Here is a 15,759-nt window from a genome sequence, read left to right as displayed (position 1 = left end):
CACGGCGTGGCTAAGGTCCGCGCCCGCACGAGACCCATGGAGTAGATTTTGGCGCTTCCTCCTTCCGGCACCACCGACGAGGCTTTTCTTCGCGAAGTCGACGAAGAATATCGCCGCGACCAGATGCTGTCGCTCTGGCAGCGCTACGGGCGGCTGATCATTCTGGGCGTGGTCCTGTTCCTGGCTGCCGTCGCGGGCTGGCTGTTCTGGCAGCATCAGAACGCCGCGAACGAAGAGAAGCGCGGCGAAGCGTTCGACGCAGCGCTGCAGCTCGTCATTAGCAACCAGCCGTCTCAGGCGGAGCCGGCGCTCGACAAGGTCGCGCAGGGCGGCGACGACGGCTATACCGGCATGGCGCGGATCACGCTGGGCAATCTGCTGCTCGCGCGGAACGACAAGACCGGCGCTGCTGCGAAGTTCGCCCAGGTCGCCAACGATGCGCATCTCGATCAGGCGATGCGCGATCTGGCACTGGTGCGTCAGACCCAGGCGGAATTCGACACGCTGGCGCCGGACACGGTCGTCCAGCGCCTCAATATCTATGCCAACCCCGAATCGCCCTGGTTCGGTACGGCCGGCGAGATGGTCGCCGCCGCCTATCTCAAGGCAGGCAAGCGCGAGCAGGCCATCCGTCTCTACAGCCAGATCGGCCAGGCAGGCGAGCGCGTGCCCGAATCGATCCGCCAGCGCGCCGCCGACCTGGCGAAGGTGCTTTCGGCCGCCCCCGCGGCGACCCAGACGCAGGAAAAGAAATCCAAATGAAGTATAAGGTGAGGGTTACGGCAGCCCTGACGGCGCTGGCGCTGGTAAGCGGCTGCGGCGTCTTCAAGGGCGGCAGCGGCGGTCACAAGACCCCTGTGCTCGGCGAGCGCGTGCCCATTCTGGTGACCGAGAACGACGTCGAGTCGGACAAGACGCTGGCGCAGGTGGAAGTGCTGCTGCCGGCAGCGGAGGTCAACGATAGCTGGACACAGCCCGGTGGCAACGCCGCCAAGTCGATGGGGCATCTGGCACTGGGCGATTCGCTCTCGCGCGTATGGTCGAAGCAGATCGCCAAGACTTCGCCGAAGGAACGTCTGGCGGCATCGCCGGTGGTGGCCGGCAACCGGCTTTATGTGATCGACACCGACGGTCGGGTCCATGCGCTCGCCGCCGACACCGGTGCGGAAATCTGGGTGGTCGCAACGTCCAACCAGAAGCGCAATCGCTCGGCACTGTTCGGCGGCGGCGTCAGCGTCGAAGGCGAGAAGGTGTTCGCCTCGAACGGGCTGGGCGAAGTGGTCGCGCTCAACGCCAGCAACGGCAGTGAGCTGTGGCGCGCGCATCCGGGCGGCCCGCTGCGCGGTGCGCCCACGCTCGCCAACGGCAATGTCTATGTGGTGACGCAGGACAACCAGTTGTTCGCGCTTACCCAGGAAAAGGGCGAGGTGTCCTGGACCTCGACCGCCAGCCTCGAATCGCAGGGCGTGTTCGGTGTGGCGGCACCCGCTTCGGCCCAGGGCACGGTGATCGCCGGCTTCTCGTCGGGCGAGCTCAACGCCTATCGCTATGAAAACGGCCTGTCGCTGTGGGGCGACGTGCTCACGCGCTCGAGCATGTCGACCTCGGTGTCGTCGCTCACCGATATCGATGCGGAGCCGGTAATCGATCAGGGCCGTGTCTATGCGCTGGGCGAGGGTGGCCGCATGGTCGCAATCGACATCACCAGCGGCTCGACGCTGTGGGAACAGACGATCGGCGGCATTTCTCCGCCCTGGGCGGTCGGCGAATGGCTGTTCGTCGTGACCGATGACGCGCGTTTGCTCTGCCTCTCGCGTAGCAGCGGCAAGGCGCGCTGGATCGTCCAGCTTCAGCGCTACAAGAAGCCCAAAAAGGTCAGCAATCCGATTTCCTGGACCGGCCCGGTGGCGGCCGGCGGGCGGTTGCTGCTCGTCAATTCGCGCGGGCAGATCGTGTCGGTGTCGCCCAAGGACGGCAGCATCCTGTCGACCATGGAGACCAAGGATCCGATCAGCCTGCAGCCGGTTGTGGTGAACAACATGCTGTACGTGCTGGACAACAAGGGGCGGCTGACCGCCTATAAATGATCGATCGCCGCCTGCCCCGGACAGGGCGGGCGGCAGTCTGGCGACGGTGCCGGGGCGGCCGATCGGGCCTGCCCCGGCCCGTTGCGTTTTGGGGCGGGCTTTTCTGTCGCCTCTACCGTGATAAGAGTTTCGCCATGCCGCTTCCCACCGTCGCCATTATCGGACGCCCCAATGTCGGCAAGTCGACGCTGTTCAACCGGCTGGTCGGCAAGCGCCTTGCGCTGGTCGACGATCAGCCGGGCGTGACCCGCGACCGCCGCGAAGGCGAGGCGACGCTGCTCGGGCTGGAGTTCCGGGTGATCGACACCGCCGGCTATGAGGACGAGGACGCCGCGACGCTGCCCGGCCGGATGCGCGCGCAGACCGAAGCGGCGGTGCGCGAGGCGGACGTGTCGCTGTTCCTGATCGACGCGCGCGCCGGCGTGACCCCGCTCGACGAGGAAATTGCCCGCTGGCTGCGCTCCACCGACCGGCCCGTGGTGCTCGTCGCCAACAAGGCCGAGGGCCGTGCCGGTGAGGCCGGGGTACTGGAGGCGATGGCTTTGGGCATGGGGGAGCCCGTGCAGCTCTCCGCCGAACATGGCGAGGGCATTGCCGATCTGTTCGAGGCGCTGCTGCCGCATGTCGAGCGCGACGAGGAAGAGGTCGAGGAAGACCTCGACAACCCCGACGCGCCGCTCAAGCTGGCGATTGTCGGCCGTCCGAATGCGGGCAAATCCACCCTGGTCAACCGCCTGCTCGGCGAGGACCGGATGATCACCGGGCCGGAAGCCGGCATCACCCGCGATTCGATCGCGATCGACTGGGAATGGGAAGGCCGCGCCGTCCGGCTGATCGACACGGCCGGGCTGCGCAAGCGTGCCCGCGTCGAAGAGAAGCTGGAAAAGCTGTCGGTCGCCGATACACTGCGCTCGATCGATTTTGCCGAAGTGGTGGTGCTGCTGCTCGATGCGACGCGCGGCCTGGAGGTGCAGGATCTGAAGATCGCCGATCGCGTGCTGCAGGAAGGCCGCGCACTGATCATCGCGCTCAACAAATGGGACGTGGCGGAGAATGCCTCCAGCCTGTTCAACGGGGTGAAGGCAGCACTGGACGAAGGGCTGGCGCAGGTGAAGGGCGTTCCGCTGCTCACCGTGTCGGCGGCAACCGGCAAGGGGCTCGACGTGCTGATCCGCGTGGCGTTCGAGACGCGCGAAGCCTGGTCGCGCCGCGTATCCACGGGCCAGCTTAACCGATGGTTCGAACGCGCGATTGAGGCCAATCCGCCGCCCGCGCCCGGCGGCAAGCGGATCAAGCCGCGCTATGTCACGCAGAACAAGACCCGCCCGCCCAGTTTCGTGCTGTTCGGCACGCGCGTCGACCTGCTGCCGACCAGCTACCAGCGCTATCTGATCAACGGCCTGCGCCGCGAATTCGATTTCGGGGCGGTGCCGGTGCGGTTGACCTTGCGCGCCCCGAAAAATCCGTTCGACCGGAACAAGGAATAATCCGGAGGCGGTCAAAGCAGGTCGTATCAACAGCCTGTTTACTGCTGCCCGCTAAGGATGCCGGCCAAAACCGCGTGGATACGGGTGGGACGGGCATGGACTTGACGAACGGTGAGCCGCTGGTGGACTGGGCTGCGTTCGCGCAGGCGCGTGCGCAACTTGGGGCCAATTTCGTTCGCATCCTCGGCTATTTCCGCGAGGATGGCGTAAAATCGCTGATGCGGATCGAAGAAGCGATGCGCGCCAACAATGCCGCATCGATGGTGATTCCGGCGCACACGTTGAAGGGGGAGGCCCGCCAGTTCGGCGCGCATGTGCTCGGCGACCTTGCCGAAACCATCGAGATGACGGCGCGCGCCTGTGTCGAACGGCACGAAACTCCCAGCGATGCGCTAGAATATGTCGTTCAACTGCGTCCGATGTTCGAAACAACGCTGACCATGCTGGAACGCGAGGCCAATCCGCTGGCAGTACGCCGTCCGGCAGGTTTCGGCAAACGGGCGGCGCCAAACTGACATCAGTTGCGTGAGCGGGACATGCCAGCGCAAGCTGGCATGTCCCGCAGTAGCGCTGTTCCGTTTTTCGCCCGGTCGCCGGATACCCCAGCTTCCGCTGGGGTGACGGCTGGCGAATAGGGCTCCAACGCGCGGATGAGTCGACGCGGCTTGGTATCAGTCCGCCTCGGCTGCCTTGCTGTTGAGCTGGATGTAGTTTTCCAGGCCCATCCGGCTGATCATGTCGAATTGACGCTCCAGCGTGTCGACATGCTCTTCCTCGCTCTCCAGAATCTCGACGAAAAGTTCGCGGCTGACAAAGTCGCGGACGGTTTCGCAATGCTGGACGGCGTCGCGCAGCACGGCGATCGCTTCCATTTCCAGCGCAAGATCGGAGCGCAGGATTTCCTCGACCGTCTCGCCGATGCGCAGCCGGCCGAGCAGCTGGAAATTGGGCAGCCCCTCCAGAAACAGGATGCGCTCCGCCAGCTTGTCGGCATGCTTCATCTCGTCGATCGATTCGTGCCGCTCAAACTCGGCAAGCTTGTGGACGCCCCAATTGTCGAGCATCCGATAATGCAGCCAATATTGGTTGATCGCGGTCAGTTCGTTCCTGAGAACTTCGTTCAGATACTCGAGAACCTTGGTATCGCCCTTCATGCTCGGCAACTCCCTTCGCGGAAGGCGCCTAGCGCGAACGGGAAGATAAAAAAACCGCAGAAATGCGCACGCCTTTACTTGCGACTGTCACGCAGCCGCACGTTCCTCAGCGATGATGGCGCGGGCGAAGGGGACGCATTGGCCGCATTTAGCCTGGCACCCCAGCGCACGATAGGCCTGACAGGCGCTCTGCGCGCCGCCGCGCGCGGCTTCGCGCACATCCCGTTCCCGAAGAGCATTGCAGACGCAGACGACCATCACATCCCTCGCAACTCGCGAATCGGAATGTAGGGCTAATGCGACTGATTTGCAAGGTGGCGGCGGAAGGGTTGCAGGCGGCCCCGCGCCAGGCTGCGCCACAGCCATTCCATCGGCCCGTAGCGGAAATGGCGCAGCCACGGTGCCGACCACAGCAGTATCAGCGCCCAGACGGCAAGGACGACGGGATAGAGCTGCCAGCGCGACAGCCGGCCGAACCAGCCCAGACCATAGCCGTCGAACAGCAGCACGCAGAGCAGGCTGGTGGCGAGATAGTTGGAAAATGCCATGCGCCCTACGGCTGCCAGCCGGTTGCTCAGCCAGCTGCCGGGCTGCGTGAGCAGCAGGATCAGGCAGGCCCAGCCGAGGATCATCGCCGGCCGCACCAGACCCGGCAATGTCACGGCGTCCAGCACCACTGCCGGCAGGCGGAATTCCGCGCGCACCAGGTCCAGCGCCAGCACGGCATAGACTGGCACCGCCACGGCCCAACTCCGCATCCACCAGCGGCGATAGCGTTCGCGCGTCCATTTGCCGGCCAGCAAGCCGCTTTTCAGCGCCGCCATGCCAAACAGCATATAGGCGAGGGTTTCCCAGCCGAAGAGCATCAGCATCGAGAGCGGGCTGAACCGGTACTCGGCGAAACGCTGTGCCACCAACGTGGCATAGTTGCTCCGATGGACGGCGATTTCTGTGGCAATCCGGTCCGGCGGCGGGGTTCCGAAGGCCTGGACCAGTTCGGCGAGCTGGCGGGCGCTGCCGGGCATGGGGTGGGTGGAAAGCTGCCATGCCGAATGGGCGATAGTGCCGAACAGAAATACGCTCACCACCACCAGCGAGCCGCCCAATGCCACCAGCCGGGCCACCGGCAGGCGACGCAACGGATAGGCGATCATGCCGACCAGCGCATAATGGGCGAGAATGTCGCCGTGCCAGACCAGCCACAGGTGCGCGAGACCGAACAGCAGCAGCCAGCCCATGCGCGAATAGTGCGCCACGGCGGGATTGCGACCGGCGGCCTGCGCCGAATCGGCCACGATCAGCATCGATGCGCCGAACAGGAACGAGAACAGCCCCCGCATCCGGCTATCGAAGAACAGGAAATTGATCAGATAGGCGACCAGATCGGCGCCGTGCCAGCCGCCATAGGCACGCGGGTTGAAATAGGCGGCCTCGGGCAGGGCAAAGCCGACGATATTGAGCAGCAGGATGCCGAGAACCGCGGTGCCGCGCACGATGTCCAGCGAGGGGAGGCGATTGGCAGGTGCAAATGTCACAAGCCGGCGCTTACAGCCAGCTTGCAACCTCTTCTATCGGCTTTTTGTGCAGCACCGCGGAAGGCAGCGTGGCGTCCGCTGCCGGATGCCCGACAACCACCAGCATCAGCGGCTTTTCCGAAGCAGGCCGCCGGCAGACGCGGTTCAGGAAACCCGCAGGGTCGGGCGTATGGACAAGGGTGGCCAGCCCCGCCTGGTGGAGCGCCGTCAGTAACAGCCCGCAGGCAATGCCTACGCTTTCGGTGACGAACGGGTGGGGCGTCAGGTCTTTACCATTTGCGCGGGTCTGGCCGAACGCGACGATCAGCCAGGGGGCGGTCTCCAGATACGCCTTGTCTGGCCCTCCGCCAAAGGAGCGAAGCGTGCCCAGCCATTCTGCGCTGCGGCTGCTGCCATAGAAACGCCGTTCCTCTTCCTCGAATGCCACACGGATTGCTGTCTTGGCGCCGGGGGAGGAAATAGCGCAGAAATGCCAGGGCTGGCGGTTGGCGCCGCTGGGCGCGCTGGCGGCGGCGGTAATGGCCGCCTCGATCACCTGGCGCGGGACCGGTGCGTCGGAGAAGTCGCGACAGCTATGTCGAGACGCCATGGCATCGCGAAACGTTTCCGCCCGGGCAATGCGCTCGGCGTCCGACATATCCGGATAGGGGAGCCAGGGAACGGGGTGCGATGGGGGCATCATTTTTTCCGAACGGGATGTTGCGATCGCCGCCTACACCGTCGATTCTGGATTTTCCCCTAGCACGGCCGGATTAGTACCGTCGATTTGGTATTATTCCCGGAGTTCCTTGCGGATAACCAGTTTGAGCGCGGACCAGATCGGGTCCACTGCGCAAACCTTTGTATCCACTAGCCCGATCGGCAAAGCGACTGCGCGGACCACATCTTCGGTCACGTCAGTTGGTTGTTTTGCAGCCTTTTTTGGCCACGATACCCATATGAAACCGTTGATCGCAAGCAGCGCGCGCAGGGCCTTCAGTTCGCGTTCCAGATGGTCTCGTTCGGTGACGAACAGATGCGCGCCCTGCAACCCGTCGGAGGCGCAGGGCTGTTCCTCCAACACCATCCGTTCCGGATCTATCTCTGCGCGGACGCTGTCCGGCATATTGTGAAACCAGACGCGCATGCCCGGCTTCAGGCCCAGCTTGTCGGCCAGTGGCGTAGCCGAATAACCTGTGGTCATCATGGCGGCCTCCCTGGTGCGCGAGTCTAGTGCATCGCACGGCTGCCGGCCAATATCCTTGATGTAGGTCAGTCTGCCGGGCGACGGTGCTCCGCCCAGGGTGGCGTCGCGATCGCGGCGATGGTGATGCCGCTCAGGCGCAGCGCCGTGCCGGGGTTTGCCGGCGCGATCTGCATGTTGGCGCCCAACTGTCCGGCCAGGCTGCGCGCGATCCGCAGGCCCAGGCTGTCGACATGCGCGGAATCGAAGTCGGGCGGCAGTCCCGCGCCGTCGTCTTCGATGCTGAGCGCGAGCCCCTGGAGACCACGATCCAGCCGGACCATGATGGTGCCCTGCTCGCGCTGGGCAAAGCCATGTTCGATGGCGTTCGCCACGCCCTCCGCCACGATCAGCGCCAGCGGAATGGCGCTGTCGGGCGGCAGCGACAGACCGGTATCGGCAGTGACGATATGGTGGATGCCGGGCTTGCCGCTCGCTTCGGCCAGGTCACGGACCAGCTCGGTAACAAAGGCGTCGAGCGGCACCTGCTCGCCATGCGTGCCATAGAGCTGGCGCTGGATCCGCCCGATCAGCTGCAGCTTGGCAGCGGCGTCGCTCAACGCCCGCTGGCCATCGCCTTCCGGCAGGCTGCGCTTCTGCAGCGTGAGCATGGCGCCCACCATTTGCAGATTGTTCGAAACACGGTGCTGGAGCTCGTGGAACAGCAATTCCGTTCGGTGGGCCAGCGCGGCACTTCGTTCCCGCTCGGCCGCCAGACGGCCATTGGCCAGTTGCATCCAGTGCACCAGCAGAATGTCGACGGTGACCACGCCCGCATAGAAAAGCAGCGCCACCGCCGTGTTGCGGCCGATCTGGAAGCTGCGCCCAGGCGGGATGAAAAAATACCAGGCGAGCAAGCCGCACAGCACCGCCGCCACGGCGCCGGGCCAGCGTCCGAACAGGAAGGACGACAGAATGACCGCGGGGAAGAAGGTTAGATACGGAAAGCCCGGCGGAAAGAACGGGTCGAGCACCAGCCGCAGCCACCACGCCAGCCCGCACAGCAGAACCGTGATCGTATAGGCGGCCCACCGCCGCTCTGTCAGCAGCGGCAGCCGCTCGAGTGTCTGGTCCAGCGGCTTCATTCGCCTGCACGTCTCGTCCGCGGCCACGGAAAGCGGCGTGGCTTCCCGCCTTAGGGAAGCTGCCGGGCCTTGCTTCTCATCCTTTAGAAACAATCCAGACGCAAGCGCGCCCTGAGGCCCGGCAGAGGAAGCGCGGTCAGTTCGTCGCAGACGTGCCCATCAGCGCGGGGAAGAAGCCCTCATGCGCCTTGCGCAGATCGTCCAGGCTCACGCAGAAATCGCCTTCCTCCATCTCGAAGATGATGCGGTTGGCGATGGTGCGGCCGATCGGATCGGCGGCGAGGCCGGCCTTGTCGGCGGCGACCAGGAAGTCGGCCAGCGCCTCGTCCTTCACCGTCACGACATACAGGCCCTGATCCTCGCCGAACCAGCTTCCCGCCACGCCAAAGGGCTGCGGCTGATCGAGTATCGCGCCGATGTTCGAGGCTAGCGCCATCTCGGCGACCGCAACCGCCAGGCCGCCGTCGGACACGTCGTGGCAGGCGGTGATCGCGCCGCCGGCAATCGCCGCGCGGATGAACGCGCCGGTGCGGCGCTCCATCATCAGGTCGACGGGCGGGGGCGGGCCTTCCTCGCGGCCGCAAATCTCGCGCAGCCAGATCGACTGGCCCAAATGGCCGCCGCGCTCGCCAACCGCGATGATCACGTCGCCCGTGCCCTTGAAGGCGATGGTGCAGTTCTTCTGCCAGTCCTTGAGCAGGCCGATCGCGCCGATCGCGGGGGTCGGCAGGATCGCCGAGCCGCCGCCGGTCGCCTTGCTCTCGTTGTAGAGGCTGACATTGCCCGAGACGATCGGGAAGTCGAGCGTGCGGCAGGCGTCGCTCATGCCTTCGAGGCAGCCGACGATCTGGCCCATGATTTCCGGGCGCTGCGGGTTAGCGAAGTTGAGGCAGTTGGTCACCGCCAGCGGAGTAGCGCCCACTGCGGAAAGGTTGCGCCACGCTTCCGCAATCGCCTGGCGGCCGCCCTCGACCGGGTCGGCGAAGCAATAGCGCGGCGTGCAGTCGGTGGTGATCGCCAGCGCCTTCTCGGTGCCGTGAACGCGCACCACCGCCGCGTCGCCGCCCGGGCGCTGTACGGTGTCGGCGCCGACCATGTGGTCATATTGCTCCCAGATCCAGCGGCGGCTGGCGATGTCTGGCGAGCCCATCAGCTTGAGCAGATCGGCTGCGGGATCGGTGCATTCCGGCACATTCTGCAGCTCGGGCTGCTTCGGCGTCGGCACATGCGGGCGGTCGTAGAGCGGCGCCTCGTCGGCCAGCGGGGCGAGCGGTATGTCGCACACCACGTCGCCCTTCCACTTCAGCACCATGCGACCGGTGTCGGTGACATGACCGATGACGGCGAAGTCGAGCTCCCACTTGCGGAAGATCGCCTCGGCAAAGGCTTCGCGGCCGGGCTTGAGCACCATCAGCATGCGCTCCTGCGATTCGGAGAGCATCATCTCGTACGGCGTCATGCCGGTTTCGCGCTGGGGCACATCGTCCATGATCAGCTCGATGCCGACGCCGCCCTTGGACGCCATCTCGACCGAGGAGGAGGTGAGGCCGGCCGCGCCCATGTCCTGGATCGCGACGATCGCGTCGGAGGCCATCAGTTCGAGGCAGGCCTCGATCAGCAGCTTTTCGGTGAACGGATCGCCGACCTGGACGGTGGGGCGCTTCTCTTCCGAATCCTCGCCGAAATCCGCGCTCGCCATCGTCGCGCCGTGGATGCCGTCGCGGCCGGTCTTGGAACCGACATAGACGATCGGATTGCCGACGCCGGATGCTGCCGAATAGAAGATCTTGTCGGTATCCGCGATGCCGACGGTCATCGCGTTGACCAGGATGTTGCCATCATAGGCGGGGTGGAAGTTCACCTCGCCGCCCACGGTAGGCACGCCGACGCAATTGCCATAGCCGCCGATGCCGTGGACCACGCCGGCGATCAGATGCTTCATCTTGGGATGATCGGGCCGGCCGAAGCGCAGCGCGTTCATGTTGGCAATCGGGCGCGCGCCCATGGTGAACACGTCGCGCAGGATGCCGCCCACGCCGGTCGCCGCACCCTGATAGGGCTCGATGTAGCTCGGGTGGTTGTGGCTCTCCATCTTGAAGATCGCCGCCTGCCCGTCGCCGATATCGACTACGCCGGCATTCTCGCCGGGGCCGCAGATCACCTGCGGGCCGGTCGTGGGCAGCTTCTTCAGATGGATGCGGCTGGACTTGTAGCTGCAATGCTCGGACCACATCACCGAAAAGATGCCGAGCTCGGTCAGGTTCGGCTCGCGGCCGAGCGCCTTCAGGACGCGCTCATATTCTTCGGGCGACAGGCCGTGCTCGGCCACGATCTCGGGCGTGATCTGGGTCATGGCCGGACCCCTTAGCGGGGTGTGGGCCGCGCGTCACCCCACCTGTGCGCCAAGGGACATACAGCCCGTTAACTCCGCCGGTGCTAACGCTTTTCGGCATGGACATCTTGCCCCTTGCCGGTTCCGGATTGCACGCGGACGATCCGCTGATGCCGTTGCCCGCGTCCTGGGAGTGCGATCTGGTAACGGAAGAGATTCGCTGGTCGCCCGGCGTCTATGACCTTTTCGGCCTCCCGCGCGGGGCTCCGGTCACGCGCGATCAGGCGGTGGCGATGTACAGTGCGGAATCGCGCGCGCAGCTCGCTGCATTGCGTGACCAGGCCATTGCGACGGCCGGCAGCTTCACGTTCGACGCGCAGATCTGGCGCACCGACGGCAGCTGGCGCTGGATGCGGCTGACCGCCGATGTCGAATGCCGCGAAGGGCGGCCGGTGCGCCTTTACGGCACCAAGCAGGACATCACCGAAGAAATGGCGCGCCTGTCACAGAGCGGCAAGCGCTAGACCAGCAGCGCCCAGATCGTCAGCAGCAGCGCGGTCATCGCGGCGTTGAGCGCCATGCCGATGCCGGCAAAGGTGCCGCCTATCTCCGATACCTGAAACGCACGGGCGGTGCCGAAACCATGCGCGGCGACTCCGACGGCAAAGCCCCGCACGCGATAGTCGGTCATGCCCATTCGGTTGAGTATCGGGCTGGCCACCATTGCGCCGAACACGCCCGAGACGAGCACGATCACTGCCGCCAGCGCGGGAATGCCCCCCAGTTGCTGCGCCAGCGCCATCGCGACTGGCGTAGTGACCGATCGCGGCGCGATCGTCGCGAGCAGTTGCGGTGTGCCACCAAATGCCCAGACAATGCCGACGGCGCTGACGATTGCGGTAGCGGACCCGGCGAGCAGCGCCAGTGCCAGCGGCCCGGCGACGCGCCGGACCAGCGCGCGATTGCGCCACAACGGCACTGCCAGTCCCACCGTGGCCGGCCCGAGCAAAAAGCCGAGGATCCAGGTCGCGGCGGCATAGCGCGGATAGGGGGTGTGCGAGGCGAGCAGAATCGCGATCAGCACGGGTGTGGCGAGCAGCACGGGGTGGCAGAGCGGATGGCGGTTGCTCCGCCGCGAAAGCTGGTCCGCGCCTTCAAACACGATCAGCGTGACCGCCAGCCACAGCAGGGGAGAGGCGGTGAAGCTCTGCCAGGCTGCGGTCATGCGTCACGCTCCTGCCGGGCCAGCGCCCAGCGGAACACGAGGGCGGTGACAAGAATGGTGAGCAATGTCGAAACGATCGTCGCCCCCAGCAACACGGCGCCGCTGCGTGCGAGCACTGGCCCTTCTTCCATCAGCCCCACCGCTGCGGGCACGAACATCACCGACAAATGCGCAGTCAGCCATGCCGAAACCTGCACCAGGGTCGGCCGCTCGCCGGGGCGCAGCAACAGCCAGCCGAGCAGCAGGAACATGCCGATCACCGGGCCGGGCAGGGGAACCCCGCTGAGCAGTTGCAGACAGGTGCCGAGCAACTGGCACAGAAGCAGCGTGGCAATGGCGGCAATCATGCCCTGCGCCATGACATGGCCGCCGGCCGCCCGGCAATGCGGGTTTTTCGCAGGTCTGGTTTCACGCAACGCAACTGTCGGGCAGGGCAGTCGCTGCCGGCATCGCATCGCCCAGCAGGGCGGGCAGGCTTTGTCCGATCCAGTCGACCAGCGCCTCGACGCGCGCTGCCGCCTCGCGACCCAGCGGCGTCAGGCTATATTCGACATGCGGCGGCACGACGGGAAAGCTGCGCCGCTCGACGAGGTGGATCGCCTCCAGCTGTTGCAGCGTCTGTGCCAGCATGCGCTCGCTCACGCCGTTCACCCGCCGCCGCAGGCTGCTGAAGCGCAGCGTTTCGGCTTGCAGCGCGACCAGCACCAGCAGACCCCAGCTGCTGGTGATCCGCTTGAGTACGGTTCGCGAGGGGCAGGCAGGGGCGAACACTTGGCCGCTTGCCAACAGCTGCGCGAGGGTGGCGGTTGCGGGGGGCGGATTATTTTCCACACTTACCTTCCTGTGCGTACTTACGATTCGTAAGTTATGCCTCTAGCTGATGCGCAGCAATCTGCCTTTGGAAGGAAAAAGCGCATGTACGCCGTTACCGGAGCTTCGGGTCAGCTTGGCCGCCTTGTTGTCGAATCGCTGGTGGGCAAGGTCGCGCCCGATCAGATCGTTGCGCTGGTGCGCAACCCCGATAGCGTTGCCGATTTCGCCAGCCGCGGCGTGGTGGTGCGTGCCTTCGACTATGATGTGCCGGAAACGCTGGCACCGGCGCTGGCCGGTGTCGCGCGTCTGCTGCTGATTTCGGGAAATGCGGTGGGCAGCCGCGTCCCGCAGCACCGCGCCGTGATCGACGCCGCCAAGGCCGCCGGTGTCGGGTACCTCGCTTATACGAGCGTTCTGCACGGCCAGAACTCGCCTCTGTCGCTTGCCGCCGAGCATAAGGCGACCGAGCATCTGCTCGCGGCGAGCGGCGTACCCCACGCGCTGCTGCACAATGGCTGGTACACCGAGAATTATCTGATGAGCGCCGGCCCGGCCATCGAGCACGGTGTGTTGCTGGGCAGCGCGGGAGAGGGGCGGATTTCGGCTGCAGCCCGCGCCGACTATGCCGAAGCGGCCGCGGTCGTGCTGGCCGGGACGGGGGCAGACACGGTTGCGTACGAACTGGCCGGCGATACGTCCTTCACGCTCACCGATCTGGCGGTCGCGCTGTCCGAACTGGCGGGCAGGCCCATCGCCTATCAGAATTTACCTGAGGCAGACTATGCCAAGGCGCTGGAGGGTGCCGGCGTTCCCGCGCCATTCGCCGCAACGCTGGCCGACTGCGACGCGCGGACTGCCGAAGGCGCGTTGTTTGATGACAGCCGCACCCTGTCGAAACTGATCGGCCGCCCGACTACGCCGTGGCGCGATACGCTGGCGGCCGCGTTGAAGGGGTAAAGGAGGCGGGGCCTGTGTTTTGTTCCCCTCCCGCTCGCGGGAGGGGCTAGGGGAGGGGCTGCGTTGTCGCTCGCGATGCCGCCGCGGCAGGAATGCCGATGTCATCTCCTCCCCCGCCCCCTCCCGCAAGCGGGAGGGTAGCCCGAAAAGGGGGCGCTTACAAAATCTCCCGCACCTTCTCGGGCGGCCGACCCAGCCTTATGCCGCGCTCAGTAACTACCAGCGGGCGTTCGATCAGGATGGAATTCGCCACCATTGCGTCGAGGATGGCGTCGTCATCGGCGCCCTTCAGCGGCTTGGCAGCATCTTCGGCGATGCGCAGGCCTTCGCGCGCGGTCATGCCGGCGCGACGGTACAGGTCCGCCAGCGTCTCGCGGCTCGGCGGGGTCTTCAGATATTCGATCACCTCCACCTCGGCGCCGGCGTCCGTCAGGATCGCCAGCGCTTCGCGCGACTTGGAGCAGCGCGGGTTGTGGTAGATCGTGGCCTTCACGCCGACGCAGCCTCGTCCTGCTTCGCCAGCCACTCTTCGAGCCACTTGATCGTGTATTCGCCCTTCTGGAACTCGGGATCGTCGAGCAATGCCTGGTGGAGCGGGATCGTCGTCTTGATGCCGTCGACCACGAACTCTTCCAGGGCACGCTTCAGTCGCAGGATGCAGCCCTCGCGGGTGCGGCCATAGACGATCAGCTTGGCGATCATCGAGTCGTAGTAAGGCGGGATCCGGTAGCCCGAATAGATGCCGCTATCGACGCGGACGTGCATGCCGCCCGGTGCGTGGAAGTGGGTGATCGTGCCGGGCGAGGGCGCGAAGGTCCGCGGATCCTCGGCGTTGATGCGGCATTCGATCGCGTGGCCGCGGAACTCCAGATCCTCCTGGCGCACTGACAGGCCATGCCCTTCGGCAACGCGGATCTGTTCGCGGACCAGGTCCATGCCGGTGATCATCTCGGTCACCGGATGCTCGACCTGGAGGCGGGTGTTCATCTCGATGAAGTAGAATTCGCCATTTTCCCACAGGAACTCGATCGTGCCGGCACCGCGATAGCCCATGTCGGACATCGCCTTGGCGACGATCGCGCCCATGCGTGCGCGTTCCTCGGGGGTGATGACCGGCGACAGTGCCTCTTCGAGCACCTTCTGGTGGCGGCGCTGGAGCGAGCAGTCACGCTCGCCCAGGTGGATGGCGTTACCGTTGCCGTCGCCGAACACCTGGAATTCGATGTGGCGCGGGTTGCCGAGATATTTTTCCAGATAGACGGTGGCGTCGCCGAACGCGGCCTTCGCTTCCGAGCCTGCCTGCTGCATCAGCGTTTCGAGCTGGTCCTCGCTGGTGCACACCTTCATGCCGCGACCACCGCCGCCCGAAGCGGCCTTGATGATCACCGGATAGCCGGCCTTGGCGGCGATCGCCTTGGCTTCGGCGAGGTCGCTGATCGGGCCGTCCGAGCCCGGCACCAGCGGCAGCCCCAGCGCACCGGCGGTGCGCTTCGCCTCGATCTTGTCGCCCATGGTGCGGATATGTTCGGGCTTGGGGCCGACGAAGATCAGCCCGTGCGCCTCGACGATCTCGGCGAACTGCGCGTTTTCGGATAGGAATCCATAGCCCGGATGGATCGCATCCGCACCCGAAATTTCCGCCGCCGAGATGATGTTCGGAACGTTGAGATAGCTCTCCGCAGCCGCCGGCGGGCCGATGCAAATCGCCTCGTCCGCCAGGCGCACATGCATCGCGTCGGCGTCGGCGGTGGAGTGCACCGCCACCGTCTTGATGCCCATTTCATGGCAGGCGCGGTGGATGCGCAGCGCGATCTCGCCGCGATTGGCGATCAGCAGCTTCTTGATCTCGGGCATGAGCGTTC

The 15,759-nt window shown here is 65.6% G+C and carries 18 protein-coding genes; 6 read left to right on the top strand and 12 right to left on the bottom strand.

From position 1 onward, the window contains the following. Positions 1–48 precede the first annotated feature (48 nt). From ACT53M_RS15760 to ACT53M_RS15745, 4 genes are all read left to right on the top strand, one after another. On the top strand, positions 49–762 hold the full coding sequence (locus tag ACT53M_RS15760; protein WP_476234566.1) for a tetratricopeptide repeat protein: 714 nt from the start codon (positions 49–51) through the stop codon (positions 760–762). Further along, a complete protein-coding gene (locus ACT53M_RS15755) occupies positions 759–2,087 on the top strand; it encodes an outer membrane protein assembly factor BamB family protein (protein WP_476234565.1) in 1,329 nt (442 codons plus the stop codon). The genes ACT53M_RS15760 and ACT53M_RS15755 overlap by 4 nt, the downstream gene beginning before the upstream one ends. Before the next feature lie 134 nt (positions 2,088–2,221). Beyond that, complete coding sequence (gene der, locus ACT53M_RS15750; protein WP_476234563.1) at positions 2,222–3,574, top strand: ribosome biogenesis GTPase Der; 1,353 nt, start codon at positions 2,222–2,224, stop codon at positions 3,572–3,574. 95 nt (positions 3,575–3,669) lie between these two features. Then, a complete protein-coding gene (locus tag ACT53M_RS15745; protein WP_476234562.1) occupies positions 3,670–4,089 on the top strand; it encodes an Hpt domain-containing protein in 420 nt (139 codons plus the stop codon). A 156-nt stretch (positions 4,090–4,245) separates the two neighbouring features. Here the strand turns inward: ACT53M_RS15745 and bfr are convergent, their stop codons facing one another. The 7 genes from bfr to purL all read right to left on the bottom strand — a co-directional run bounded on the left by bfr (position 4,246) and on the right by purL (position 10,923). Beyond that, positions 4,246–4,728: a bacterioferritin gene (gene bfr, locus ACT53M_RS15740; protein ID WP_476234560.1), complete on the bottom strand. Its 483-nt coding sequence runs from the start codon at positions 4,726–4,728 to the stop codon at positions 4,246–4,248. 87 nt (positions 4,729–4,815) lie between these two features. Then, complete coding sequence (locus tag ACT53M_RS15735; protein ID WP_476229514.1) at positions 4,816–4,986, bottom strand: (2Fe-2S)-binding protein; 171 nt, start codon at positions 4,984–4,986, stop codon at positions 4,816–4,818. A gap of 35 nt (positions 4,987–5,021) precedes the next feature. Further along, a complete protein-coding gene (locus tag ACT53M_RS15730) occupies positions 5,022–6,263 on the bottom strand; it encodes a DUF418 domain-containing protein (RefSeq protein WP_476234558.1) in 1,242 nt (413 codons plus the stop codon). Between the two features lie 10 nt (positions 6,264–6,273). Further along, the gene (locus tag ACT53M_RS15725) at positions 6,274–6,900 is read right to left on the bottom strand and encodes a nitroreductase family protein (protein WP_476234556.1); all 627 of its coding nucleotides are present in this window, start codon (positions 6,898–6,900) and stop codon (positions 6,274–6,276) included. 135 nt (positions 6,901–7,035) lie between these two features. Further along, complete coding sequence (locus ACT53M_RS15720; RefSeq protein ID WP_476234555.1) at positions 7,036–7,449, bottom strand: hypothetical protein; 414 nt, start codon at positions 7,447–7,449, stop codon at positions 7,036–7,038. A gap of 65 nt (positions 7,450–7,514) precedes the next feature. Beyond that, positions 7,515–8,570, bottom strand: a complete 1,056-nt coding sequence (locus ACT53M_RS15715; RefSeq protein WP_476234554.1) for a sensor histidine kinase — start codon at positions 8,568–8,570, stop codon at positions 7,515–7,517. A 136-nt stretch (positions 8,571–8,706) separates the two neighbouring features. Further along, on the bottom strand, positions 8,707–10,923 hold the full coding sequence (purL, locus tag ACT53M_RS15710; protein ID WP_476234553.1) for a phosphoribosylformylglycinamidine synthase subunit PurL: 2,217 nt from the start codon (positions 10,921–10,923) through the stop codon (positions 8,707–8,709). Between the two features lie 149 nt (positions 10,924–11,072). Between purL and ACT53M_RS15705 the strand changes: the two genes are divergently transcribed. Beyond that, positions 11,073–11,426, top strand: a complete 354-nt coding sequence (locus ACT53M_RS15705) for a PAS domain-containing protein (RefSeq protein WP_476234551.1) — start codon at positions 11,073–11,075, stop codon at positions 11,424–11,426. On the opposite strand, the gene ACT53M_RS15700 is transcribed toward ACT53M_RS15705, so the two are convergent. From ACT53M_RS15700 to ACT53M_RS15690, 3 genes are all read right to left on the bottom strand, one after another. Continuing rightward, on the bottom strand, positions 11,423–12,127 hold the full coding sequence (locus ACT53M_RS15700) for an LrgB family protein (RefSeq protein WP_476234549.1): 705 nt from the start codon (positions 12,125–12,127) through the stop codon (positions 11,423–11,425). The genes ACT53M_RS15705 and ACT53M_RS15700 overlap by 4 nt on opposite strands. Next, complete coding sequence (locus ACT53M_RS15695) at positions 12,124–12,474, bottom strand: CidA/LrgA family protein (protein WP_476234547.1); 351 nt, start codon at positions 12,472–12,474, stop codon at positions 12,124–12,126. The genes ACT53M_RS15700 and ACT53M_RS15695 overlap by 4 nt, the downstream gene beginning before the upstream one ends. A 61-nt stretch (positions 12,475–12,535) precedes the next feature. Further along, positions 12,536–12,898 carry a winged helix-turn-helix transcriptional regulator gene (locus ACT53M_RS15690; protein WP_476234546.1) on the bottom strand — a complete coding sequence of 121 codons (363 nt, stop codon included), beginning with the start codon at positions 12,896–12,898 and terminating at the stop codon, positions 12,536–12,538. A gap of 144 nt (positions 12,899–13,042) precedes the next feature. Between ACT53M_RS15690 and ACT53M_RS15685 the strand changes: the two genes are divergently transcribed. Next, the gene (locus ACT53M_RS15685) at positions 13,043–13,897 is read left to right on the top strand and encodes an SDR family oxidoreductase (protein WP_476234545.1); all 855 of its coding nucleotides are present in this window, start codon (positions 13,043–13,045) and stop codon (positions 13,895–13,897) included. Positions 13,898–14,054: 157 nt separating this feature from the next. Here ACT53M_RS15685 and arsC read toward each other — a convergent pair whose 3' ends face one another. Both arsC and accC read right to left on the bottom strand, forming a co-directional pair. Next, positions 14,055–14,390, bottom strand: coding sequence for an arsenate reductase (glutaredoxin) (gene arsC / locus ACT53M_RS15680; RefSeq protein WP_476234543.1), 336 nt, complete (start codon positions 14,388–14,390; stop codon positions 14,055–14,057). Then, on the bottom strand, positions 14,387–15,751 hold the full coding sequence (gene accC / locus ACT53M_RS15675) for an acetyl-CoA carboxylase biotin carboxylase subunit (RefSeq protein WP_476229502.1): 1,365 nt from the start codon (positions 15,749–15,751) through the stop codon (positions 14,387–14,389). The genes arsC and accC overlap by 4 nt, the downstream gene beginning before the upstream one ends. Between the last annotated feature and the right edge of the window lie 8 nt (positions 15,752–15,759).

This window comes from Sphingomonas sp. DMC6, from assembly GCF_056314225.1.
The sequence above is the reverse complement of the archived record's forward strand: the minus strand, read 5'-3'. Positions and strand labels throughout refer to the sequence as shown.